Source organism: Streptomyces noursei (assembly GCF_016917755.1).
Classification (GTDB): Bacteria; Actinomycetota; Actinomycetes; order Streptomycetales; family Streptomycetaceae; genus Streptomyces; species Streptomyces yunnanensis.
The window spans coordinates 6,743,451-6,761,167 of record NZ_CP070326.1; the positions used below are offsets into that span (position 1 = coordinate 6,743,451).

Here is a 17,717-nt window from a genome sequence, read left to right on the forward strand (position 1 = left end):
ATGACCACTGTCGAAGATGTGCCCGCCGGCGCCAACGATGCCCGCGGGCGCGTCGCCGAACTGCACGCGATCCGTGAGCAGGTGCGGCGAGGCCCCAGCGAGCGAGCCACCGAAGCGCAGCGTGCCAAGGGCAAGCTGACGGCGCGCGAGCGGATCGACCTGCTGCTGGACGAGGGTTCCTTCAACGAGGTCGAGCCGCTGCGTCGGCACCGCGCCACCGGCTTCGGCCTGGAGGCCAAGAAGCCGTACACGGACGGTGTGATCACGGGTTGGGGCACGGTCCACGGCCGGACCGTCTTCGTCTACGCACACGACTTCCGGATCTTCGGCGGCGCGCTGGGTGAGGCCCACGCCACGAAGATCCACAAGATCATGGACATGGCCATCCAGGCCGGTGCCCCCCTGGTCTCCCTCAACGACGGCGCCGGTGCCCGCATCCAGGAGGGCGTCTCGGCGCTGGCCGGGTACGGCGGGATCTTCCAGCGCAACACCAAGGCGTCCGGCGTCATCCCGCAGATAAGCGTCATGCTCGGCCCGTGCGCCGGTGGCGCGGCCTACTCGCCGGCCCTGACCGACTTCGTGTTCATGGTCCGGGACACCTCGCAGATGTTCATCACCGGCCCCGACGTGGTCCGTGCGGTGACCGGTGAGGAGATCACCCAGAACGGCCTGGGCGGTGCGGACGTGCACGCCGAGACCTCCGGGGTGGCGCACTTCGCCTACGACGACGAGGTCACCTGCCTCGAAGAGGTCCGCTACCTGCTCTCCCTGCTGCCGGCCAACAACCGGGAGAACCCGCCGGTGGTGGCCTGCGAGGACCCCGCCGACCGCTCCGGGGACGCGCTGCTGGACCTCGTCCCGGCCGACGGCAACCGCCCCTATGACATGCGCAAGGTCATCGAGGAGATCGTCGACGACGGCGAGTACCTGGAGATCCACGAGCGCTGGGCCACCAACATCATCTGCGCGCTGAGCCGCTTCGACGGCCGGGTGGTGGGCATCATCGCCAACCAGCCGCAGTCGCTGGCCGGCGTCCTGGACATCGAGGCGTCCGAGAAGGCCGCCCGCTTCGTCCAGATGTGCGACGCGTTCAACATCCCGCTCGTCACGCTGCTGGACGTCCCCGGCTTCCTGCCCGGCGTCGACCAGGAGCACGGCGGCATCATCCGGCACGGCGCCAAGCTGCTCTACGCGTACTGCAACGCCACCGTGCCGCGCATCTCCATCGTGCTGCGCAAGGCGTACGGCGGCGCCTACATCGTCATGGACTCCCAGTCCATCGGTGCCGACCTGACGTATGCCTGGCCCACCAACGAGATCGCCGTGATGGGCGCCGAGGGCGCCGCCAACGTCATCTTCCGCAAGCAGATCGCCGAGGCCGACGACTCCGACGCCATGCGCACCCGCATGGTCAAGGAGTACAAGTCCGAGCTGATGCACCCCTACTACGCGGCCGAGCGCGGCCTGGTCGACGACGTCATCGACCCCGCCGAGACCCGCCACACCCTCATCCGCGCCCTGGAAATGCTGCGCACCAAGCACGCGGACCTCCCGGCCCGCAAGCACGGCAACCCGCCGCAGTAGTCCACCGCCACCCCCTCATCCGTCCACGGAGAATCGAGACCGCTGTGAATGCTGCCCAGCGCAGTGCCGCCGCCGCTCCCATCCGCGTCGAGAAGGGTCAGGCCAGCGAGGAGGAACTCGCCGCCCTGACCGCCGTCCTCCTGGCCCGCGCCGCCCACCGCCCCTCGGCCACCACCGGCCCGCGCTCCACCGCCGCCCGCTGGCGCCGACTGGAGCGCCAGATGGGCTTCCACGGCGCCACCAGCTGGCAGCGCTGACCCGGTACGAACGTTCGCGCCGAGGCGGCGGCTCCCACCCGAGGTGTGGGGGCCGCCGCCTCGGCGTATCCGCACCGGCACCGCCGGGCCCGGCGGAATCCTCAACTCCGCGCCGCCACCACCTCGGTGGAACCCGCGGGCACCTCGGCCGCCGCGGGCGTCCCCGCTTCCCCCGGCACCGTCAACCACCACGTCAACCCCGCCGCCACGACGTACAACCCGGCGAAGACGACGACCACCCCGCCGGGCCCCAGCGGTCCGAGGAAGACAGCGACGATCGCCGGCCCGACGAACGCCGCACCCCCCGCGCCCAGGTTGAGCAGCGCCATCGCGCCGCCCTTGTTGTCCGGGCTCCGGCGCGGTGTTGATGACACGGACGAGGCAGCCGACGGCGACCCCGGGCGGCGCGAGCCGGGCGAAACCGGTGCGCTCGCGCCCCCGAACAGGCAGCAGGCGCCGCCCAGGACGATGATCCCGAGGGCGATCCAGAGGGTGCCGAACGGGCCGCACCACGGGTTGGTGGCGCCGGCGACGACCGAGCCGAGGGTGGGCAGGCCGCCAGTGAACGCGACGTAGAACCAGCCGACCGCGGTGCCCATCCGTCACCGCCGGCGCGACGGCGGTGACCCAGACCAGGAAGCCGAACGCGAAGAGCGGGTAGCCGAAGCCGCGCAGGCCGTAACACCTGCCGCGGCAACGGCATCTGACGCACGGCCCGACGCGCCGGCCGATGGGCAGCCCAACGTGCGGACCGACGCGCAGATCGACGCGCGGACTGATGCGCAGCCCGGCGCGCGGGCGGTCGTGCCCGCCGGCCCGCCCACCGGTACGCCGGGCGGGGACGGACCCGTACGGGACGCCGCTCCGCAACCCCTACGGGACGACACACCCCCCGACGGGGGACTGCCCGTGACGGCGGCGCTGCATGCCGACGCGGCGGACGCCGCCCAGCGGGCCGTCGGCGAACTCGGCGGCGCCGAGGTGGGGGAGAAGACCCTGCTGGACGCCCTGGACCCGTTCCGGCGGGAGCTGCGCGCCCGCGCCGCCGACGGCCTGCCCACGGCGTGGCGGACCGCGGCGGAGGCCGCCACCCGGGCCGCCGCGGACACCGCCCGCCTCACCCCGGCCCGCGGCCGCGCGGCCCGCATGGGAGTGCTCGGCCACGGCCACCCGGACGCCGGCGCGGTCTCCCTCGCGCTGCTCCTGACCGCGATCGGCGGAACCCTGCGCTGACCGCTGACCGCTGACCGCTGACCGCTGACCGCTGACCGCTGACCGCTGACCGCTGACCGCTGACCGCTGACTGCCGGCCGCCAGTCACGACACGCATGCGAAGGCCCCCGCACCTGGCAGGTGTGCGGGGGCCTTTCGCGATGCGGCGCCGAGGCCGCGTGTCCGGCGGGGACCGATACGGACCCGCGCCGGAAGGACGTCAGCGCAGCCGGGCCATCAGCGCGTGCTCCACGAGCGTGATGAGCGCGCTCTTGGCCTCGCTGCGGTGCCGCGCGTCGGTGGTGATGATCGGCGCGTCCGGGCCGATCTGGAGCGCCTCCCGGACCTCGTCCGGGGTGTAGGGCTGGTGCCCGTCGAAGCCGTTGAGGGCGATGACGAAGGGCAGGCCGCTGTTCTCGAAGTAGTCGACGGCCGGGAAGCAGTCGGCGAGCCGTCGGGTGTCGACGAGGACCACCGCGCCGATGGCGCCGCGGACCAGGTCGTCCCACATGAACCAGAAGCGGTCCTGGCCGGGCGTGCCGAACAGGTAGAGGATCAGGTCCTGGTCCAGGGTGATCCGGCCGAAGTCCATGGCCACGGTCGTGGTCGTCTTGTCCGGTGCGTGCGTGAGGTCGTCGATGCCCGCCGATGCGGAGGTCATCACGGCTTCGGTGCGCAGCGGGTTGATCTCTGAGACGGCCCCGACGAACGTGGTCTTGCCCACGCCGAAGCCGCCCGCCACCACGATCTTCGCCGAGGTGGTGGAGCGGGCTGCACCGCTAGAGCTTGCGAAGTCCACTGAGCACCCTTTCGAGCAGTGTCACATCTGGCTGTCCGCCGGCGGTCTCGTCCCCGCCGGGCTGATGGATGGCGACGAGTCCGGCCTCCGCCAGGTCGGCGACGAGGATCCGGGCGACGCCGAGGGGGATGGAGAGGAGGGCCGAGATCTCGGCCACTGATTTGATCTCACGGCAGAGGTGGCAGATGCGTTGGTGCTCCGGCAGCTGGCCCTGCAGCTTCGCGGGGTCGGCGGTCGTGCTGACCAGCGCCTCGATGGCGAGCTGGTAGCGCGGCCGGGTCCGGCCTCCGGTCATCGCGTACGGCCGCACGAGCGGGTTGTTCGCGCCCCCGGTGGGGGCGGTGGGCTCGGGCCTCGGCCGCGGCGGCTGCACCGGCTGGATGCGCGGCGCCTGCGGCTGGTCGTACGGCGAGGGCTCGGACGGCGGGGGCCCGTAGGGCCGGGAACCGTACGGGCCCTGCTGCTGAGCGGGACGCTGCGGCTGCTGCGGCGGCTGGGGCCGCTGCGGCCTGCGGCTGGGCGCAGACGGGAAGTTGAAGCGGTTGTGATGGGTCTCGCCCTGGGGACCGGACTGCTGTCCGGATCCATACGGGTAGCCGTTCGGGGGCGTTGCCACGTCTCCTCCTCCAACTTGCCTGTCTGACGCCGGTCGCGCCACCGAACCCTATGGTGCGGTGGCGGGAAACGCACTGCCTGTCTGCTAGTTGAGAAGGCTGCCCTGCAGTTCTGCGCGCAGATCGGGCGTCAGGACGGTGCCCGCACGGTCGACCAGCAGGGCCATCTCGTAGCCGACGAGGCCGATGTCGCACTCCGGGTGCGCCAGTACGGCCAGCGACGATCCGTCGGAGACGGACATGATGAAGAGGAAGCCGCGCTCCATCTCCACCACGGTCTGGTTGACGCTCCCGCCCTCGAAGATGCGGGACGCGCCGGAGGTCAGCGACGTCAGGCCGGAGGCCACCGCCGCCAGCTGATCGGCTCTGTCACGAGGGAACCCCTCGGACATGGCGAGGAGGAGACCGTCCGCGGAGACCACGACCGTGTGGGACACCCCGGGGGTGTTCTCCACGAAGTTGGTGATCAACCAGTTCAGATTCTGCGCCGCCTGGCTCATCGGGCTCACACTAACGCTCCTGATCGTAGGTGCTGCCGGGGCCGAAGCCCTGTTGGTCATTCTGGGGGACCCCCGAGGAGGGATCCGTGCCGGTGCCGGCGCTACGCCCCTGCTGGACACCGCGGCGCAGATTGCTCAGCCTGCCGCGGACATCCTCCGGAGCGCGGGAGACCTGGGGGCCGCCCTGCGCGCTCTGCTCCGCGGTGCCCTCGACCAAATTGGCCTTGGGCACCCGTCGGGGGAGGCCGGAAGCGGTGACCCCGCCCGCCGTCGGCTGGCGCAGTCGCCCCGCCCGCTGCCAGCGATCGTCGTTCTCGCTGCGCCAGACGGAGCCTTCGTCCTGGCCGGTCTCCGGTGCGGGCTCCTGCTGACCGTGCGGCGAGCTGGCTCCGCGGCGCGGAAGGCCAGCGTCGGTCAGCGAGTGGATCGCGCTCTCGGTAGGGCCGGGACGCTCGAATGTTACGCGCTCAGACGCATCAGCGGGAGCGGCAGGTGGATTCCGGTCAGATTCCGCTTCGGTTCCGAAGTGGCCCTCGTGCGCAGGCGGTTCGGCCCAGCCGTCGAACTGGCCCCCGTCCTGCGGGACGTAGGGGTACTGGCCGGTGGTCTCCGGGAACGTCGGGTCGCCGAACGCCTCGCCGCCGAAGGAGCGGTCGTCGTACAGCGGCAGGCCAGGCTCCGCATAGGACGCGGGGTGCTCGTGGTGGCCGTCGACGGGCAGCTCGTCGCGGAACAGCGGCCGGTTGTCGACCGGTTCGGGCGCGGGGTGCCCGGCGGCCGTCTGGGCCTCCAGGGCGGCCCGGCGCTCCTCGCGCAGCAGGGAGCGGCCCACCGGGTCCAGCCCGGCCGGGGCACCGGGGTGCCCGTGGAAGCCGTCGTCGAAGCCCAGTTCGGCGGCGGTGCGGTGACCGTCGTCGTACATCGCCTGCTGGTGCTCGGGGACGATCCGGGAGACGGTGAAGGTGTCGTCGAACTGCTCGTCGCCGCCACCGCCGTGGGTGATCGCGTCCGGCAGCATGACCAGCGACGTGGTGCCGGCCTGCTCGCCCGAGGGGCGCAGCTGGACCCGGATCCCGTGCCGGTCGGCCAGCCGACCGACCACGAACAGGCCCATCCGCTGGGAGATCGCGGCGTCCACGCTCGGCGGGTTGGCCAGCTTGTGGTTGATGTCCGCGAAGTCCTCGGGGGTCAGCCCGATGCCCTTGTCGTGGATCTCGATCATGATCCGGCCGTCGGGCAGCCGGGTCGCGGCCACCTTCACCTTGGTCTGCGGCGAGGAGAACGTGGTGGCGTTCTCCAGCAGCTCGGACAGCAGGTGGATGAGGTCGGTCACGGCGGTGCCGTGGATCTCGCTCTCCGGGACCCCGCTGAGCTCGACCCGCTCGTACGACTCGACCTCGGACGTCGCCGCCCGCAGCACGTCGATCAGCGGCACCGGCTGGTTCCACCGGCGGCCCGGCTCCTCGCCCGCGAGGATCAGGAGGTTCTCTCCGTTGCGGCGCATGCGCGTCGCGAGGTGGTCGAGCCGGAAGAGGTTCTCCAGCTGGTCCGGGTCGGCCTCGTTGTTCTCCAGGTGGGTGATCAGCTCCAACTGGCGCTCGATCAGGCCCTGGTTGCGGCTGGAGAGGTTGGTGAAGATCGCGTTGACGTTGCCCCGCAGCAGCGCCTGCTCGGCGGCCAGCCGGACCGCCTCGCGGTGCACCTGGTCGAAGGCGCGGGCGACCTCGCCGATCTCGTCGGTGGTGGCGATCGGGATCGGCGCCACGCGGGTGTCGACCCGGCCCGGGTCGGTGCGGGAGAGCTGGTCGACCAGCATCGGCAGCCGCTGCTCGGCGACGCCGAAGGCCGCGTTGCGCAGCTCCCGCATGTTGCGGCTCATCCGGCGAGCCATCAGCCCGGCCACCACGAACGCGATGATCAGCGCGGCCAGCACGATGGCGGCGTCCTGGAAGGTGGACCACTTGGCGTCCGAGGAGATCTGCGCGGCCTCGTTCACCGCCTTGTCGGCCAGGTCCTTCTCGATGCCCCGGTACATGTCGAACTTGCCGGTGGCGGCCTGGAAGAACACGTCCGGGGTGACGCCCTTGAGGGCCAGCGCGTCCGGCGAGGCGCCGGAGGCTATCAGGGCGCTCATCTGGTCCGGCGACGGCGGGGCGTGGAACGTCTGGCCGGCCGCCTGCGCCTGCGACTTCGCGCGGGCGATCTGCTGCTGCGCAGCCTGCTGGAGCTTGCCGGCGTCCGACTTCAGCCGCGCCACGTCGTCGGGCGTACCGCCGGAGGTGTACTCGCCGATGGCGATGCCCTCCAGGTAGCGGTACGACGCGAACGCGGTCAGCTGGAGCTTGTGCTCCTTGCCGCCCTGCGGGGACGCCGGGTCGACCAGGAGGTGGGTGCCGATGGAGCGGGTCAGCGACTCGGCGGCCTTCGCCAGTGCGACCGCGTACACGGTGCGCCCGTAGGAGGTGATGTTGCCGGTGCCGAGACCGAGTTCGTTGGCGAACTCCATCAGCGGGTGCTGGATCTCGACGTAGCCCTCTTCGGTCTGCACGCCCGTGAGCTTGGAGGTGAAGGCGACCTGCCGCAGCTGCGCCAGCTTGGGCTCGGTCTTCTGGAACAGTGCCATCCGGCGCTTGAGGCCCGGCTCGTCCGGCATGTTCTTGGCGGCCTCGTGGAACGCCTGCGCGGCCGTGTCGGTCGCGTCCCGCGCCTCCTGGACGACCGGGTCGTCCTGCCGGCCCTTGAGGAGCGGGGCGGCGGTGCGGTCCCGCTCGTCGATGAGCGCGTTGCTGTAGGAAAGCGCGGCGCGCACGAGCTTCGCGGTGTTCTCGGCGTTCTGGGCGTCCTGCCAGGTACCGAAGGAATTGTTGACCCGCAGCCCGCCGAAGACCAGGGCGACCAGGACCGGGATCAGCAGAATGGCGTTCAGGCGGGTGGCCACGCGCCAGTTGCGCGGGGAGTACTTGCCGCCGCTGACCGGAGGCTTCGCGACCGGACTCTCGGAAGCGTCGGAAGCCGGTGCGCCACTCTCGCGTGGTGGCGGCGTGAAGTTGCCCCGCCGCGTTTCCTGCGGCTCGGGGCTCGTCGTGCTTCGCCTCACTCGACCAACAACCTCTCGGCGACGGCACGGGATTGCAGTGCCGTTTCTTCTGGGCGTTACTACTCCGGAGTTCAGCGAATTTCAGCACGTCAGGGCTGTGCGTTCCAAACACCGGACAGAGCCGAAGCGGCTCTGGAAAAGCGCCAGATAAAAGGGGCGTTAAGGGCGAGGCGCGGCAAAAGGCGAGAGAAATGTGAGCGCAGCGAAGCCGGTCATGCGCGCGCGGTGTCGAAGGCCGGCCGATTCACTGTCGAAACGTTATGAAGCCCTGGACGGGCGTGTCGAAGGACACAGATCACCGCCCGGACAGCGGGAACCGCACCAGGGCAGGGGTGATGGCCCCCCGGTGACCACTGCCGTACGGCCCACGCCGGATAGCGGGCGGGCCGTCCGGCCGTCACTACTGCAGGCGCGCCATCAGCGCGTGCTCCACGAGCGTGATCAGCGCGCTCTTGGCCTCCGTGCGGTGCCGCGCGTCGGTGGTGATGATCGGGGTCCCCGGCCCGATCTGGAGCGCCTCCCGGACCTCGTCCGGGGTGTGGGGCTGGTGTCCCTCGAAGCCGTTGAGGGCGATGACGAAGGGCAGGCCGCTGTTCTCGAAGTAGTCGACGGCCGGGAAGCAGTCGGCCAGTCGCCGGGTGTCGACGAGGACCACCGCGCCGATGGCGCCGCGGACCAGGTCGTCCCACATGAACCAGAAGCGGTCCTGGCCCGGCGTACCGAACAGGTACAGGATCAGGTCCTCGTCCAGGGTGATCCGGCCGAAGTCCATCGCCACGGTCGTGGTCGTCTTGTCCTGGACGTGGCTGAGGTCGTCGATCCCCGCCGACGCGGAGGTCATCACGGCCTCCGTGCGCAGCGGGTTGATCTCCGAGACCGCGCCGACGAACGTGGTCTTGCCCACGCCGAAGCCGCCCGCCACCACGATCTTCGCCGAGGTGGTGGAGCGGGCCGGGCTCGGTGCGGTGCCGCCGTCAGAGCTTGCGAAGTCCACTGAGCACCCTCTCCAGCAGGGTCACGTCCGGCGTGCCGCCCGCCTCGCCGCTGCCGCCCGGCTGGTGGATCGCCACCATCCCGGCCTCCGCCAGGTCGGCCACCAGGATGCGCGCCACACCGAGCGGGATGTGCAGCAGCGCGGAGACCTCGGCCACCGACTTCACCTCGCGGCACAGGTGGCAGATCCGCTGGTGCTCGGGGAGCAGGCCGGGCAGCTGGGACGGGTCGGCCGTGGTGCTGACCAGTGCCTCTATGGCGAGCTGGTAGCGCGGCCGGGTCCGGCCTCCGGTCATGGCGTACGGGCGCACCAGCGGCTGGTCACCTTCGCTCCCGTACGGCGCTGGGCTGTAGGCGCCGTACGGGCCGGAAGTATGGGGCGGCGGGGTCATGGGTCCTCCGGACGGGACAACTGACGTGTCGTCGGGTTGGGCCGGTGGGGGGTACGGCGTGGATGGATGAGGGGTTACCGGGTGCGGTGCGGCGCTGCGGACGCCGCGCGCACTCAGTTCAGCAGACTGCCCTGGAGTTCCGCACGGAGATCGGGCGTCAGGACGGTGCCCGCACGGTCGACCAGCAGGGCCATCTCGTAGCCGACGAGGCCGATGTCGCACTCCGGGTGCGCCAGTACGGCCAGCGACGATCCGTCGGAGACGGACATGATGAAGAGGAAGCCGCGCTCCATCTCCACCACGGTCTGGTTGACCGTCCCGCCCTCGAAGATGCGGGAGGCACCCGAGGTCAGGGACGTCAGGCCGGAGGCCACCGCCGCCAACTGGTCGGCGCGGTCACGAGGGAACCCCTCGGACATCGCGAGGAGCAGTCCGTCCGCGGAGACCACCACCGTGTGGGACACCCCGGGGGTGTTGTCCACGAAGTTGGTGATCAACCAGTTCAGATTCTGCGCCGCCTGGCTCATCGGACTCAACTAACGCTCCTGCTGGTGAGTGGGATCGACAATGCCGTGGTTGCCGGTGGACGACGTCCCGGCCTGCCGGCCCTGCTGGATGCCCCGGCGGAGATTGGTCAGCCGGCCGCGCACGTCGCTGGGCGCGCGGGAGACCTGCGGACCGCCCTGCGGGGCTTGCTGCTGCGCGGTGCCGGCGACGAGATTGGCGCGCGGCACCCGGCGGGGCAGCCCGGACGTGGTGACCCCGCCCGAGGCCGGCTGGCGGATCTGCTCCGCCTGCCGCCACGTCTCGTCGTTCGGCGAGGTTCGCCACTGTGCGCCGGCGTCGGCCGGGGCGCCCTCGCGGGCGGCACCGCCCGCCGGCGCACCGGCGGCCGGCACGCCGCCGGCGGGCGTGTCACCCGGCGCGGCGCCGTCCTGGCCACCGTCGCGGCGCGGCAGCGGCGGCACACCGGCGGCGGCCGCCGCCGGAGTGTTGAACCAGTTGGACTCGATGGTGTCGAAGATCGGCGTGCGGTCGTCGACGGGGCGGGCGTCCGTGGTGCCGAGCGGGTCGCCGCGGAGCGGACCGCTCAGCGGATCGCCGAGCGGGTCCTCGCCCGCCGGGGCCCGTCCGGCGTCCGGCTGCCGGACCTGCCCGGCCGGCTCCGCGCGCCCGTTCGCGGGGCGCGGGAACTGTCCGGTGGTCTCGAAGTGCCCGGTGTCGGCGTCGGGCCGCGGGAACTGTCCGGTGGTCTCGAACTGTCCGGTGTCGGCGTCGGGCCGCGGGAACTGTCCGGTGGTCTCGAAGTGCCCGGTGTCGGCGTCGGGCCGCGGGAACTGTCCGGTGGTCTCGAAGTGCCCGGCGTCGGCGTCCGGCTGCGGGAACTGCCCGGTGTCGCCGGTGTCGCCGCCCGCCCAGGTCGGCTCGCGGCCCGCGGCCGGAGCCGGAGCACTGTCCCGTCCCGCACCGTCCCGACCCGCGCCGGGCCGCGGTCCGCCGAAGTCGGGCCGCGCGAACGCGGCGGTGTCACCGGGGCCGGCGGCCGGCGCGGGCCGCCGGAAGGTGCCGGTGGTCTCCGGCTCCTCGTGGCCCCGCGGCCGGTCCTGCGCCTCGCGGGGCGCCATCGGCCAGTCGTCGTTGGTACCGCGGTCCCGGCGCACGCCCAGGGGCGCGTCGCCCGTCTGCCCGGCGTCCGCGGGAGCCGTTCCGGCCCCGCTGCCCGGCAGTTCGCCCGCCGCGTTCCGGGTCGGCAGCTGCGGCCGCTCCTCGCGTCCGGGCAGGCCGGCGGGCGGCGCCACGGTGGGGGTGCGGCCGTCCTCGGCACCGAGGCCCGCCTCCGTGCCGCGGACCGGCAGTGCGGGCCGCGCCCCGGCGGCGTCACCGCCCAGACCCGGCGCGGACGGTGCGGTACGGCCGCCGGGAGCCGGCGAGCCGAAGGCGTTCGTGCCGCCGCCCGGGCCACCGCGGCCGGGCAGCGCGGGCCGCCCGCCGGGGCCGGAGCCGACCTGGCCGCGCGGCTGCAGTCCGGCCAGTCGGCTGCTGGGCGCGCCGCTGCCCTCCCCGGGGCTCTTGGCGGTGCTGGGTGCCGGCTTCTTGCCGCCCTGGGCGACGTCGACCGGCAGCATGACCAGCGCGGTGGTGCCGCCGGAGTCGGACGGCCGGAGCTGGATGCGGATGCCGTGCCGCAGGGACAGCCGGCCGACCACGAACAGGCCCATCCGCCGGGACACCGAGACGTCCACGGTCGGCGGGCTGGCCAGCCGCTCGTTGATCGCCGACAGGTCCTCGGGGGAGAGGCCGATGCCGGTGTCGTGGATCTCGACCAGGACGCGGCCGTCGGGCAGCGCGTGGCCGGTCACCTTGACCTTGGTCTGCGGCGAGGAGAACGAGGTCGCGTTCTCCAGCAGCTCGGCGAGCAGGTGCACGAGGTCGTTGACGACCCGGCCGGCGACCTCGGTCTGCGGGACCGCGTTCAGCTCGATCCGCTCGTACTGCTCCACCTCGGAGGCGGCGGCCCGCAGGACGTCGACCAGCGGCACCGGACGAGTCCACCGGCGGCCCGGCTCCTCACCCGCGAGGACGAGGAGGTTCTCGCCGTTACGGCGCATGCGGGTGGCGAGGTGGTCGAGCTTGAAGAGCGAGGAGAGCTGGTCCGGGTCGGCCTCGCGGGACTCCAGTTCGGAGATCAGCGAGAGCTGACGCTGGATCAGGCCCTGGGAGCGGCGCGAGAGGTTGGTGAACATCGCGTTGACGTTGCCCCGCAGCAGCGCCTGCTCGGACGCCAGCCGGACCGCCTCGCGGTGCACGTCGTCGAAGGCCGCGGCCACCCGGCCGATCTCGTCCCGGCTGTGCACACCGACCGACTCGACGGAGGTGTCCACGTCCTGCGGGTCGGACTCGGACAGCTGCTTGACCAGCTCCGGCAGTCGGTCCTGGGCGACCTTCTGCGCGGTGTCCTGGAGCCGGCGCAGCGAGCGGACCATGGAGCGGGCCACGACGAACGCGCCGACCAGCGAGACGCCGAGGACCAGCAGGATCACCGCACCGTTGAGGATCGCGTCCTGGGTCGCGGCGTTGCGCAGCTCGCGGGACTTCTGCTCCATCTCGGAGAGCAGCGAGGTCTCGATCCGCGACATCTCGTCGATCTTGACGGTGTCGGAGTCGTACCAGTCCAGGTACTTGTACTCCTGGCTGCGGATGCCGTTCGTGCTGGCGAAGGCCCGGTGCGCGAACGCGTACGCGGCCTTGATCTCGTCGTTGTTGCCGTCCAGACCGCGGGTGAGGGCGCCGGCGTTGCCGTTGTAGATCTGGGAGAAGCGGTCCCGGGCGGCCTTCTCGTTGTCCTCGGCGCTGCGGCCGGCCTGCCGGTCGTTGGCGGAGAGCTGCGGGCCGCCCGAGTGCGCCAGACCGGCGCTGACCAGGGCGCGCTGGATCGACGCGTACTCCTTGGCGGAGGAGAACGCCGCCAGGGCACGGGTGTTGCGGATCATCTCCGGGTTGCTGGTGGCCTGCGCCATGTCCTGCGAGAGGTCCAGCAGGGAGGCGATCAGCTGGTTGTAGTCGGTGACGGTCCGCGCGACGTTGTTGTCGTCCTTGTAGGCGTTGGCGCGGATCTCGTTGAGGGTGTTGAGCTGGCGGCCGATCTCCAGGACGGTGGCCCGGACGCCGGCCATGGTGGCGTCGTCGGGCTTGATGTCGCCGGTGGCCTGGTTGAAGGAGACCTTGGCGCGGTCGGTGGCCTCGCGCGGGGCCACCACGCTGGCGTCGTCCTTGACGTTGCCGGTGCCGGCCAGCGGGCCGGCCGACTTGTCGCGCTCGACCTGGAGGGCGTCGGCCAGCTCGGTTGCCTGCCGGGTCATCTCGGTGAGCAGCTGCATCTTGTCGAGCTGGTCGATGTTGTCCAGCTCGGTGTTGACGCGCAGTGCGCCCAGGGTCGTCGCGGCGACGACGGGGAGCGCGAGCAGCGAGACGAGCCGGGTGCTGATGCGCCAGTTGCGCAGCGCTATTCGACTGCCGGGCCCGCTGGGGCTGTTCTTGGGCTTGCCGCCGTCCGCGGCGTCATCACCCGGAGTCTGGCCGCGGTCTGTCCCGCCGCGCAGCTCCGGGTCCGCCGCAGCGTTGCCATCCCTCTTGAAACGTCCCTGCACTAGCGTCGCAACCTCTGGACCAGGCGTCCCACCGCGCCAACGGCGGGACGGTGTCGAGTCGAAGGGGGACCGCGAAGTCCCCCGTGGCGGTCGTGATGACCGGCGGGCCATCCCCTCTGGCCGAGGGAGCGGCACCACCGCGCGGCGCTCCTTCGCGCCTCTGCGCGCCGGCGAAAAGTGCGGCGGTCCGTGGAATTCCAGCACAGTGCCGGATCTCCAACAAGAGCGGAGCCGGTCACCGTGACATGGGTGACGCAATGTACGGAATGCGTTACGAACGGTAGAAGACGGCCCGCACTATTTCGGACTTTTACCCGCGAGTTGACCGCCCTCACCCCTTGTCCCAGGTGGGGTGATCAGGAGCGGAACATGCGGTTCAATCCGGCAATGTCCGTTTCGACCATGGATGTTGATCAAGGGAAATGCGGCATATGTCACACCCTTCGTGAGGAAACTCACAGGAAGATCGCCGACTTTCCCGCTGATCCGCAGGGAATAGCGCGCTTAGCCTGACGCTTTACACAGTTGCGTAAAACGACAACGCGCAGAAATGCAACGTTCGGCAACTCTTCCCGACCAGACGCGAGGCATACCGCAGTGAAGACGACGATGATGTTCCGCAACATAGCCAACCCGCGGCGCACCACCCTGGCCCATCTGGCGGACGCCGAGGAGCTCGGCACCCTGGAGGCCCCGGAGCACACCGTCGACCTGCCCCGCCAGACCGCCAACCCGCGCCGTACCGTCTTGAACGATCTCCCGAAGCAGGACGTCACGGCCTGAATGGACGGCGATGCGTACAGGCCCCCGCGATAGCCTGGAGTGTCAACTCCGGCCAATGATCATGAGGGGCAGCGGCAACCCGTGCGCATCGCCAGATTCTCCATCGACGGCAACGTCGGCTTCGGCGTTCTCGAAGGAGACGAACTCGACGTCATCAAGGGGCATCCGTTCGCGGAATTCGAGCGCTCGGGCCAAAAGGTCCCCCTCGACAAGGTGCGGCTGTTGCCGCCGGTCCTCCCCAACAAGGTCGTGGCGATCGGCCGCAACTACGCCGAACACGCCGCCGAACTGGGCAACGAGGTCCCGGACACGCCGGTCACCTTCTTCAAACCGTCGACGTCGGTGATCGGGTCCGGCGACCCCATCACCTACCCCTCCTTCTCCCAGGAGCTGCACCACGAAGCGGAGCTGGCCGTCGTCATCGGCCGGATGTGCCGCGAGGTGCCCCGCGAGCGGGTCAAGGACGTCATCCTCGGCTACACCTGCGCCAACGACGTCACCGCGCGCGACGTCCAGCGCCGCGAGAAGCAGTGGGCCCGGGCCAAGGGCTTCGACAGCTCCTGCCCCCTGGGCCCCTGGATCGAGACGGACCTCGACCCGAGCGACCTCACCATCCAGTGCACGGTCAACGGCGAACAGCGCCAGCTCGGCCGCACCAGCGAGATGGTCCGCCCGATCGAGGACCTGATCGTCCACATCACCGAGGCCATGACGCTGCTCCCCGGCGACGTCGTCCTCACGGGCACCCCGGCCGGGGTCGGCCCGCTCAACGTCGGCGACGTGGTCGCCGTCACCATCGAAGGCATCGGCACTCTCACCAACAAGGTGATCAAGCGTGGCTAACGCGACCCCCGGAACCCCCGTCCGCGTACGTTTCTGTCCCTCCCCGACCGGCAACCCGCACGTCGGCCTGGTCCGTACCGCCCTGTTCAACTGGGCCTACGCCCGGCACACCGGCGGCCAGCTGGTCTTCCGCATCGAGGACACCGACGCGGCCCGCGACTCCGAGGAGTCCTACAACCAGCTGCTGGACTCGTTCCACTGGCTCGGCTTCGACTGGGACGAGGGCCCCGAGGTCGGCGGCCCGCACGCCCCCTACCGCCAGTCGCAGCGGATGGACCTCTACAAGGACGTCGCCGAGAAGCTGCTCGCCGCCGGCCACGCCTACCACTGCTACTGCACCACCGAAGAGCTCGACGCCCGCCGCGAGGCCGCCCGCGCGGCCGGCAGGCCCTCCGGCTACGACGGCACCTGCCGCGAGCTGACGGCCGAGCAGAAGGCCGCCTACGAGGCCGAGGGCCGCGCCTCGATCGTCCGCTTCCGGATGCCCGACGCGCCCATCACCTTCACCGACCTGGTCCGCGGCGAACTGACCTTCACCCCGGAGAACGTCCCGGACTACGGCATCGTCCGCGCCAACGGGGCCCCGCTCTACACCCTCGTCAACCCGGTCGACGACGCCCTGATGGGCATCACCCACGTCCTGCGCGGCGAGGACCTGCTCTCCTCCACCCCCCGCCAGATCGCCCTCTACCGGGCCCTGATCGAGCTGGGCGTCGCCTCGGCCGTCCCCGAGTTCGGCCACCTGCCCTACGTCATGGGCGAGGGCAACAAGAAGCTCTCCAAGCGCGACCCCCAGGCCAACCTCAACCTCTACCGGGAGCGCGGCTTCCTCCCCGAGGGCCTGCTGAACTACCTGTCCCTGCTGGGCTGGTCGTTCTCCGCGGACCAGGACATCTTCACCATCCCCGAGATGATCGAGAAGTTCGACATCGCGGACGTCAACGCCAACCCGGCCCGCTTCGACCTCAAGAAGGCCGAGGCGATCAACGCCGAGCACATCCGCCGGCTCGACGTGAAGGACTTCACCGCGGCCTGCGAGCCCTGGCTGAAGGCCCCCTTCGCCAACTGGGAGCCCGCGGACTTCGACCAGGCCGCGTGGCAGGCGATCGCCCCGCACGCCCAGACCCGCCTGACCGTCCTCTCCGAGATCACCGCCAACGTCGACTTCCTCTTCCGCACCGAGCCGGTCGACGACGAGGCGTCCTGGACCAAGGCCATGAAGGGCGACCCGGTGGCCCTGCTCACCACCGCCCGCGCCAACCTGGAGTCCGCCGACTGGACCGCCGGCCCCGAGCCCCTCAAGCAGGCCGTCCTCGCCGCCGGCGAGCAGCACGGCCTCAAGCTCGGCAAGGCCCAGGCCCCGGTCCGGGTGGCCGTCACCGGCCGCACCGTCGGTCTCCCCCTCTTCGAGTCCCTGGAGATCCTCGGCAAGGAGCGCACCCTCGCCCGCATCGACGCGGCCCTGGCCAAGCTGACCGCCTGACCCGACCGCACCCGAGGAACCCCGGGCCCGGAAGCGACCACGCTTCCGGGCCCGCCCCCTTTCTTCCCCATCCCACCCGGCGCAGCTTTCTCCCACCCACCCGGCGCAGCTTTCTCCCACCCACCCGGCGCAGCTTTCTCCCACCCACCCGGCCCGGCATTCCCCCTTGCCTCGCCCCGCCCACCGCCCGTTAGATTCCCGGCATGCCCCTGCGTGCCGTCCTCTGGGACATCGACGACACCCTCTTCGACTACACCGGGTCCGACCGCGCCGGCGTGCTGCGCCACCTGCGGGCCGAGGGACTGCTGGCCGCGTACGGCGGCGAGGCGGCGGCGCTGGCCCGCTGGCAGCGCGCGATGGAGACCGAGTTCGCCCGCTTCCTCGCGGGCGAGCTGGGCTTCCTGGAGCACCGCAGGGCCCGCGCCCGGACGTTCCTGGGCGCCCCGCTGAGCGACACGGAGGCGGACGCCTGGTTCGCCCGCTACCTCGCCCACTACGAGGCGTCCTGGGAGCTCTTCCCGGACTCCGTGCCGGCCCTGGAGTCACTGGCCCCCCTGGTGCGCCAGGCCGTGCTCTCGAACTCCTCCACCGCCAACCAGGAGCGCAAGCTGACCACCCTGGGCATCCGCGAGCACTTCGAGGCGGTGCTGTGCGCCGACGGCCTGGGATACGCCAAGCCCGCCCCGGAGGCGTTCCGGGGAGCCTGCGCATCCCTCGGGCTGCCACCGGCCGAGGTGCTCTACGTGGGCGACCGCCTCGACGTCGACGGCCTGGGCGCCCGGGACGCCGGCCTGGCGGCCGTGTGGCTGGATCGCGCGGGTGCCGAGGAGCAGCCGCCGCCGGGGGTGCGCCGGATCCGAGGGCTGGCCGAGCTCCCCGAGTTGGTGCGCGGGGTTATCGGTTTTGGAGCACCCTCCGCGATCAGGTAATGTTCTTCCTGCGCCGCCCGAGAGGGCCGAAAGGCCCGGACCGGAAAGCGCAGATCAAGGCAAGGCCCCCCACCGGGGGTTGC

The 17,717-nt window shown here is 71.5% G+C and carries 16 protein-coding genes; 7 read left to right on the forward strand and 9 right to left on the reverse strand.

The genetic code is table 11. The features are described from left to right. Nucleotides 1-1,584 (forward strand): acyl-CoA carboxylase subunit beta, encoded by a 1,584-nt coding sequence (locus JNO44_RS29580; protein ID WP_205366799.1) that lies wholly within the window; start codon nt 1-3, stop codon nt 1,582-1,584. Between the two features lie 44 nt (nt 1,585-1,628). Then, the gene (locus JNO44_RS29585; protein WP_073447655.1) at nt 1,629-1,841 is read left to right on the forward strand and encodes an acyl-CoA carboxylase epsilon subunit; all 213 of its coding nucleotides are present in this window, start codon (nt 1,629-1,631) and stop codon (nt 1,839-1,841) included. Nucleotides 1,842-1,942: 101 nt separating this feature from the next. Here the strand turns inward: JNO44_RS29585 and JNO44_RS29590 are convergent, their stop codons facing one another. Further along, nucleotides 1,943-2,440 (reverse strand): MFS transporter, encoded by a 498-nt coding sequence (locus JNO44_RS29590; RefSeq protein WP_420882701.1) that lies wholly within the window; start codon nt 2,438-2,440, stop codon nt 1,943-1,945. A 145-nt stretch (nt 2,441-2,585) separates the two neighbouring features. On the opposite strand from JNO44_RS29590, the gene JNO44_RS43780 reads away from it, so the two are divergent. Next, nucleotides 2,586-3,074, forward strand: a complete 489-nt coding sequence (locus JNO44_RS43780) for a DAK2 domain-containing protein (protein WP_240167708.1) — start codon at nt 2,586-2,588, stop codon at nt 3,072-3,074. A gap of 199 nt (nt 3,075-3,273) precedes the next feature. Here JNO44_RS43780 and JNO44_RS29600 read toward each other — a convergent pair whose 3' ends face one another. From JNO44_RS29600 to JNO44_RS29635, 8 genes are all read right to left on the reverse strand, one after another. Then, entirely contained in the window at nt 3,274-3,852 is a 579-nt protein-coding gene (locus tag JNO44_RS29600) for a GTP-binding protein (protein WP_073447656.1), read from the reverse strand. After that, nucleotides 3,833-4,468, reverse strand: a complete 636-nt coding sequence (locus JNO44_RS29605; RefSeq protein WP_073447657.1) for a DUF742 domain-containing protein — start codon at nt 4,466-4,468, stop codon at nt 3,833-3,835. The genes JNO44_RS29600 and JNO44_RS29605 overlap by 20 nt, the downstream gene beginning before the upstream one ends. Nucleotides 4,469-4,552: 84 nt before the next feature. Next, the gene (locus JNO44_RS29610) at nt 4,553-4,966 is read right to left on the reverse strand and encodes a roadblock/LC7 domain-containing protein (RefSeq protein ID WP_018542541.1); all 414 of its coding nucleotides are present in this window, start codon (nt 4,964-4,966) and stop codon (nt 4,553-4,555) included. A 10-nt stretch (nt 4,967-4,976) separates the two neighbouring features. Further along, a complete protein-coding gene (locus JNO44_RS29615) occupies nt 4,977-8,063 on the reverse strand; it encodes a sensor histidine kinase (RefSeq protein ID WP_205366800.1) in 3,087 nt (1,028 codons plus the stop codon). Nucleotides 8,064-8,463: 400 nt separating this feature from the next. After that, nucleotides 8,464-9,057 (reverse strand): GTP-binding protein, encoded by a 594-nt coding sequence (locus JNO44_RS29620; protein ID WP_205366801.1) that lies wholly within the window; start codon nt 9,055-9,057, stop codon nt 8,464-8,466. Continuing rightward, nucleotides 9,038-9,448, reverse strand: a complete 411-nt coding sequence (locus JNO44_RS29625) for a DUF742 domain-containing protein (protein ID WP_039632488.1) — start codon at nt 9,446-9,448, stop codon at nt 9,038-9,040. The genes JNO44_RS29620 and JNO44_RS29625 overlap by 20 nt, the downstream gene beginning before the upstream one ends. A gap of 113 nt (nt 9,449-9,561) precedes the next feature. Beyond that, nucleotides 9,562-9,975, reverse strand: coding sequence for a roadblock/LC7 domain-containing protein (locus JNO44_RS29630; RefSeq protein ID WP_039632486.1), 414 nt, complete (start codon nt 9,973-9,975; stop codon nt 9,562-9,564). A 9-nt stretch (nt 9,976-9,984) separates the two neighbouring features. Then, nucleotides 9,985-13,596, reverse strand: coding sequence for a sensor histidine kinase (locus JNO44_RS29635; RefSeq protein ID WP_205366802.1), 3,612 nt, complete (start codon nt 13,594-13,596; stop codon nt 9,985-9,987). A 597-nt stretch (nt 13,597-14,193) separates the two neighbouring features. On the opposite strand from JNO44_RS29635, the gene JNO44_RS29640 reads away from it, so the two are divergent. The 4 genes from JNO44_RS29640 to JNO44_RS29655 all read left to right on the forward strand — a co-directional run bounded on the left by JNO44_RS29640 (nt 14,194) and on the right by JNO44_RS29655 (nt 17,634). Next, a complete protein-coding gene (locus JNO44_RS29640; RefSeq protein ID WP_039632482.1) occupies nt 14,194-14,379 on the forward strand; it encodes a hypothetical protein in 186 nt (61 codons plus the stop codon). A gap of 81 nt (nt 14,380-14,460) precedes the next feature. Continuing rightward, nucleotides 14,461-15,222: a fumarylacetoacetate hydrolase family protein gene (locus tag JNO44_RS29645; protein WP_039632480.1), complete on the forward strand. Its 762-nt coding sequence runs from the start codon at nt 14,461-14,463 to the stop codon at nt 15,220-15,222. Further along, nucleotides 15,215-16,705 (forward strand): glutamate--tRNA ligase, encoded by a 1,491-nt coding sequence (gene gltX / locus JNO44_RS29650; protein WP_205366803.1) that lies wholly within the window; start codon nt 15,215-15,217, stop codon nt 16,703-16,705. Before JNO44_RS29645 ends, gltX begins: the two co-directional genes overlap by 8 nt. Before the next feature lie 203 nt (nt 16,706-16,908). Beyond that, nucleotides 16,909-17,634: an HAD family hydrolase gene (locus JNO44_RS29655; protein ID WP_205366804.1), complete on the forward strand. Its 726-nt coding sequence runs from the start codon at nt 16,909-16,911 to the stop codon at nt 17,632-17,634. Nucleotides 17,635-17,717: the final 83 nt, after the last annotated feature.

Coding starts and splice junctions, on each gene's coding strand:
- JNO44_RS29590 (WP_420882701.1), bottom strand. CDS start 2,440: ATGGGCACCGCGGTCGGCTGGTTCTACGTCGCGTTCACTGGCGGCCTG.
- JNO44_RS29630 (WP_039632486.1), bottom strand. CDS start 9,975: ATGAGCCAGGCGGCGCAGAATCTGAACTGGTTGATCACCAACTTCGTG.
- JNO44_RS29580 (WP_205366799.1), top strand. CDS start 1: ATGACCACTGTCGAAGATGTGCCCGCCGGCGCCAACGATGCCCGCGGG.
- JNO44_RS29655 (WP_205366804.1), top strand. CDS start 16,909: ATGCCCCTGCGTGCCGTCCTCTGGGACATCGACGACACCCTCTTCGAC.
- JNO44_RS29625 (WP_039632488.1), bottom strand. CDS start 9,448: ATGACCCCGCCGCCCCATACTTCCGGCCCGTACGGCGCCTACAGCCCA.
- JNO44_RS29610 (WP_018542541.1), bottom strand. CDS start 4,966: ATGAGCCAGGCGGCGCAGAATCTGAACTGGTTGATCACCAACTTCGTG.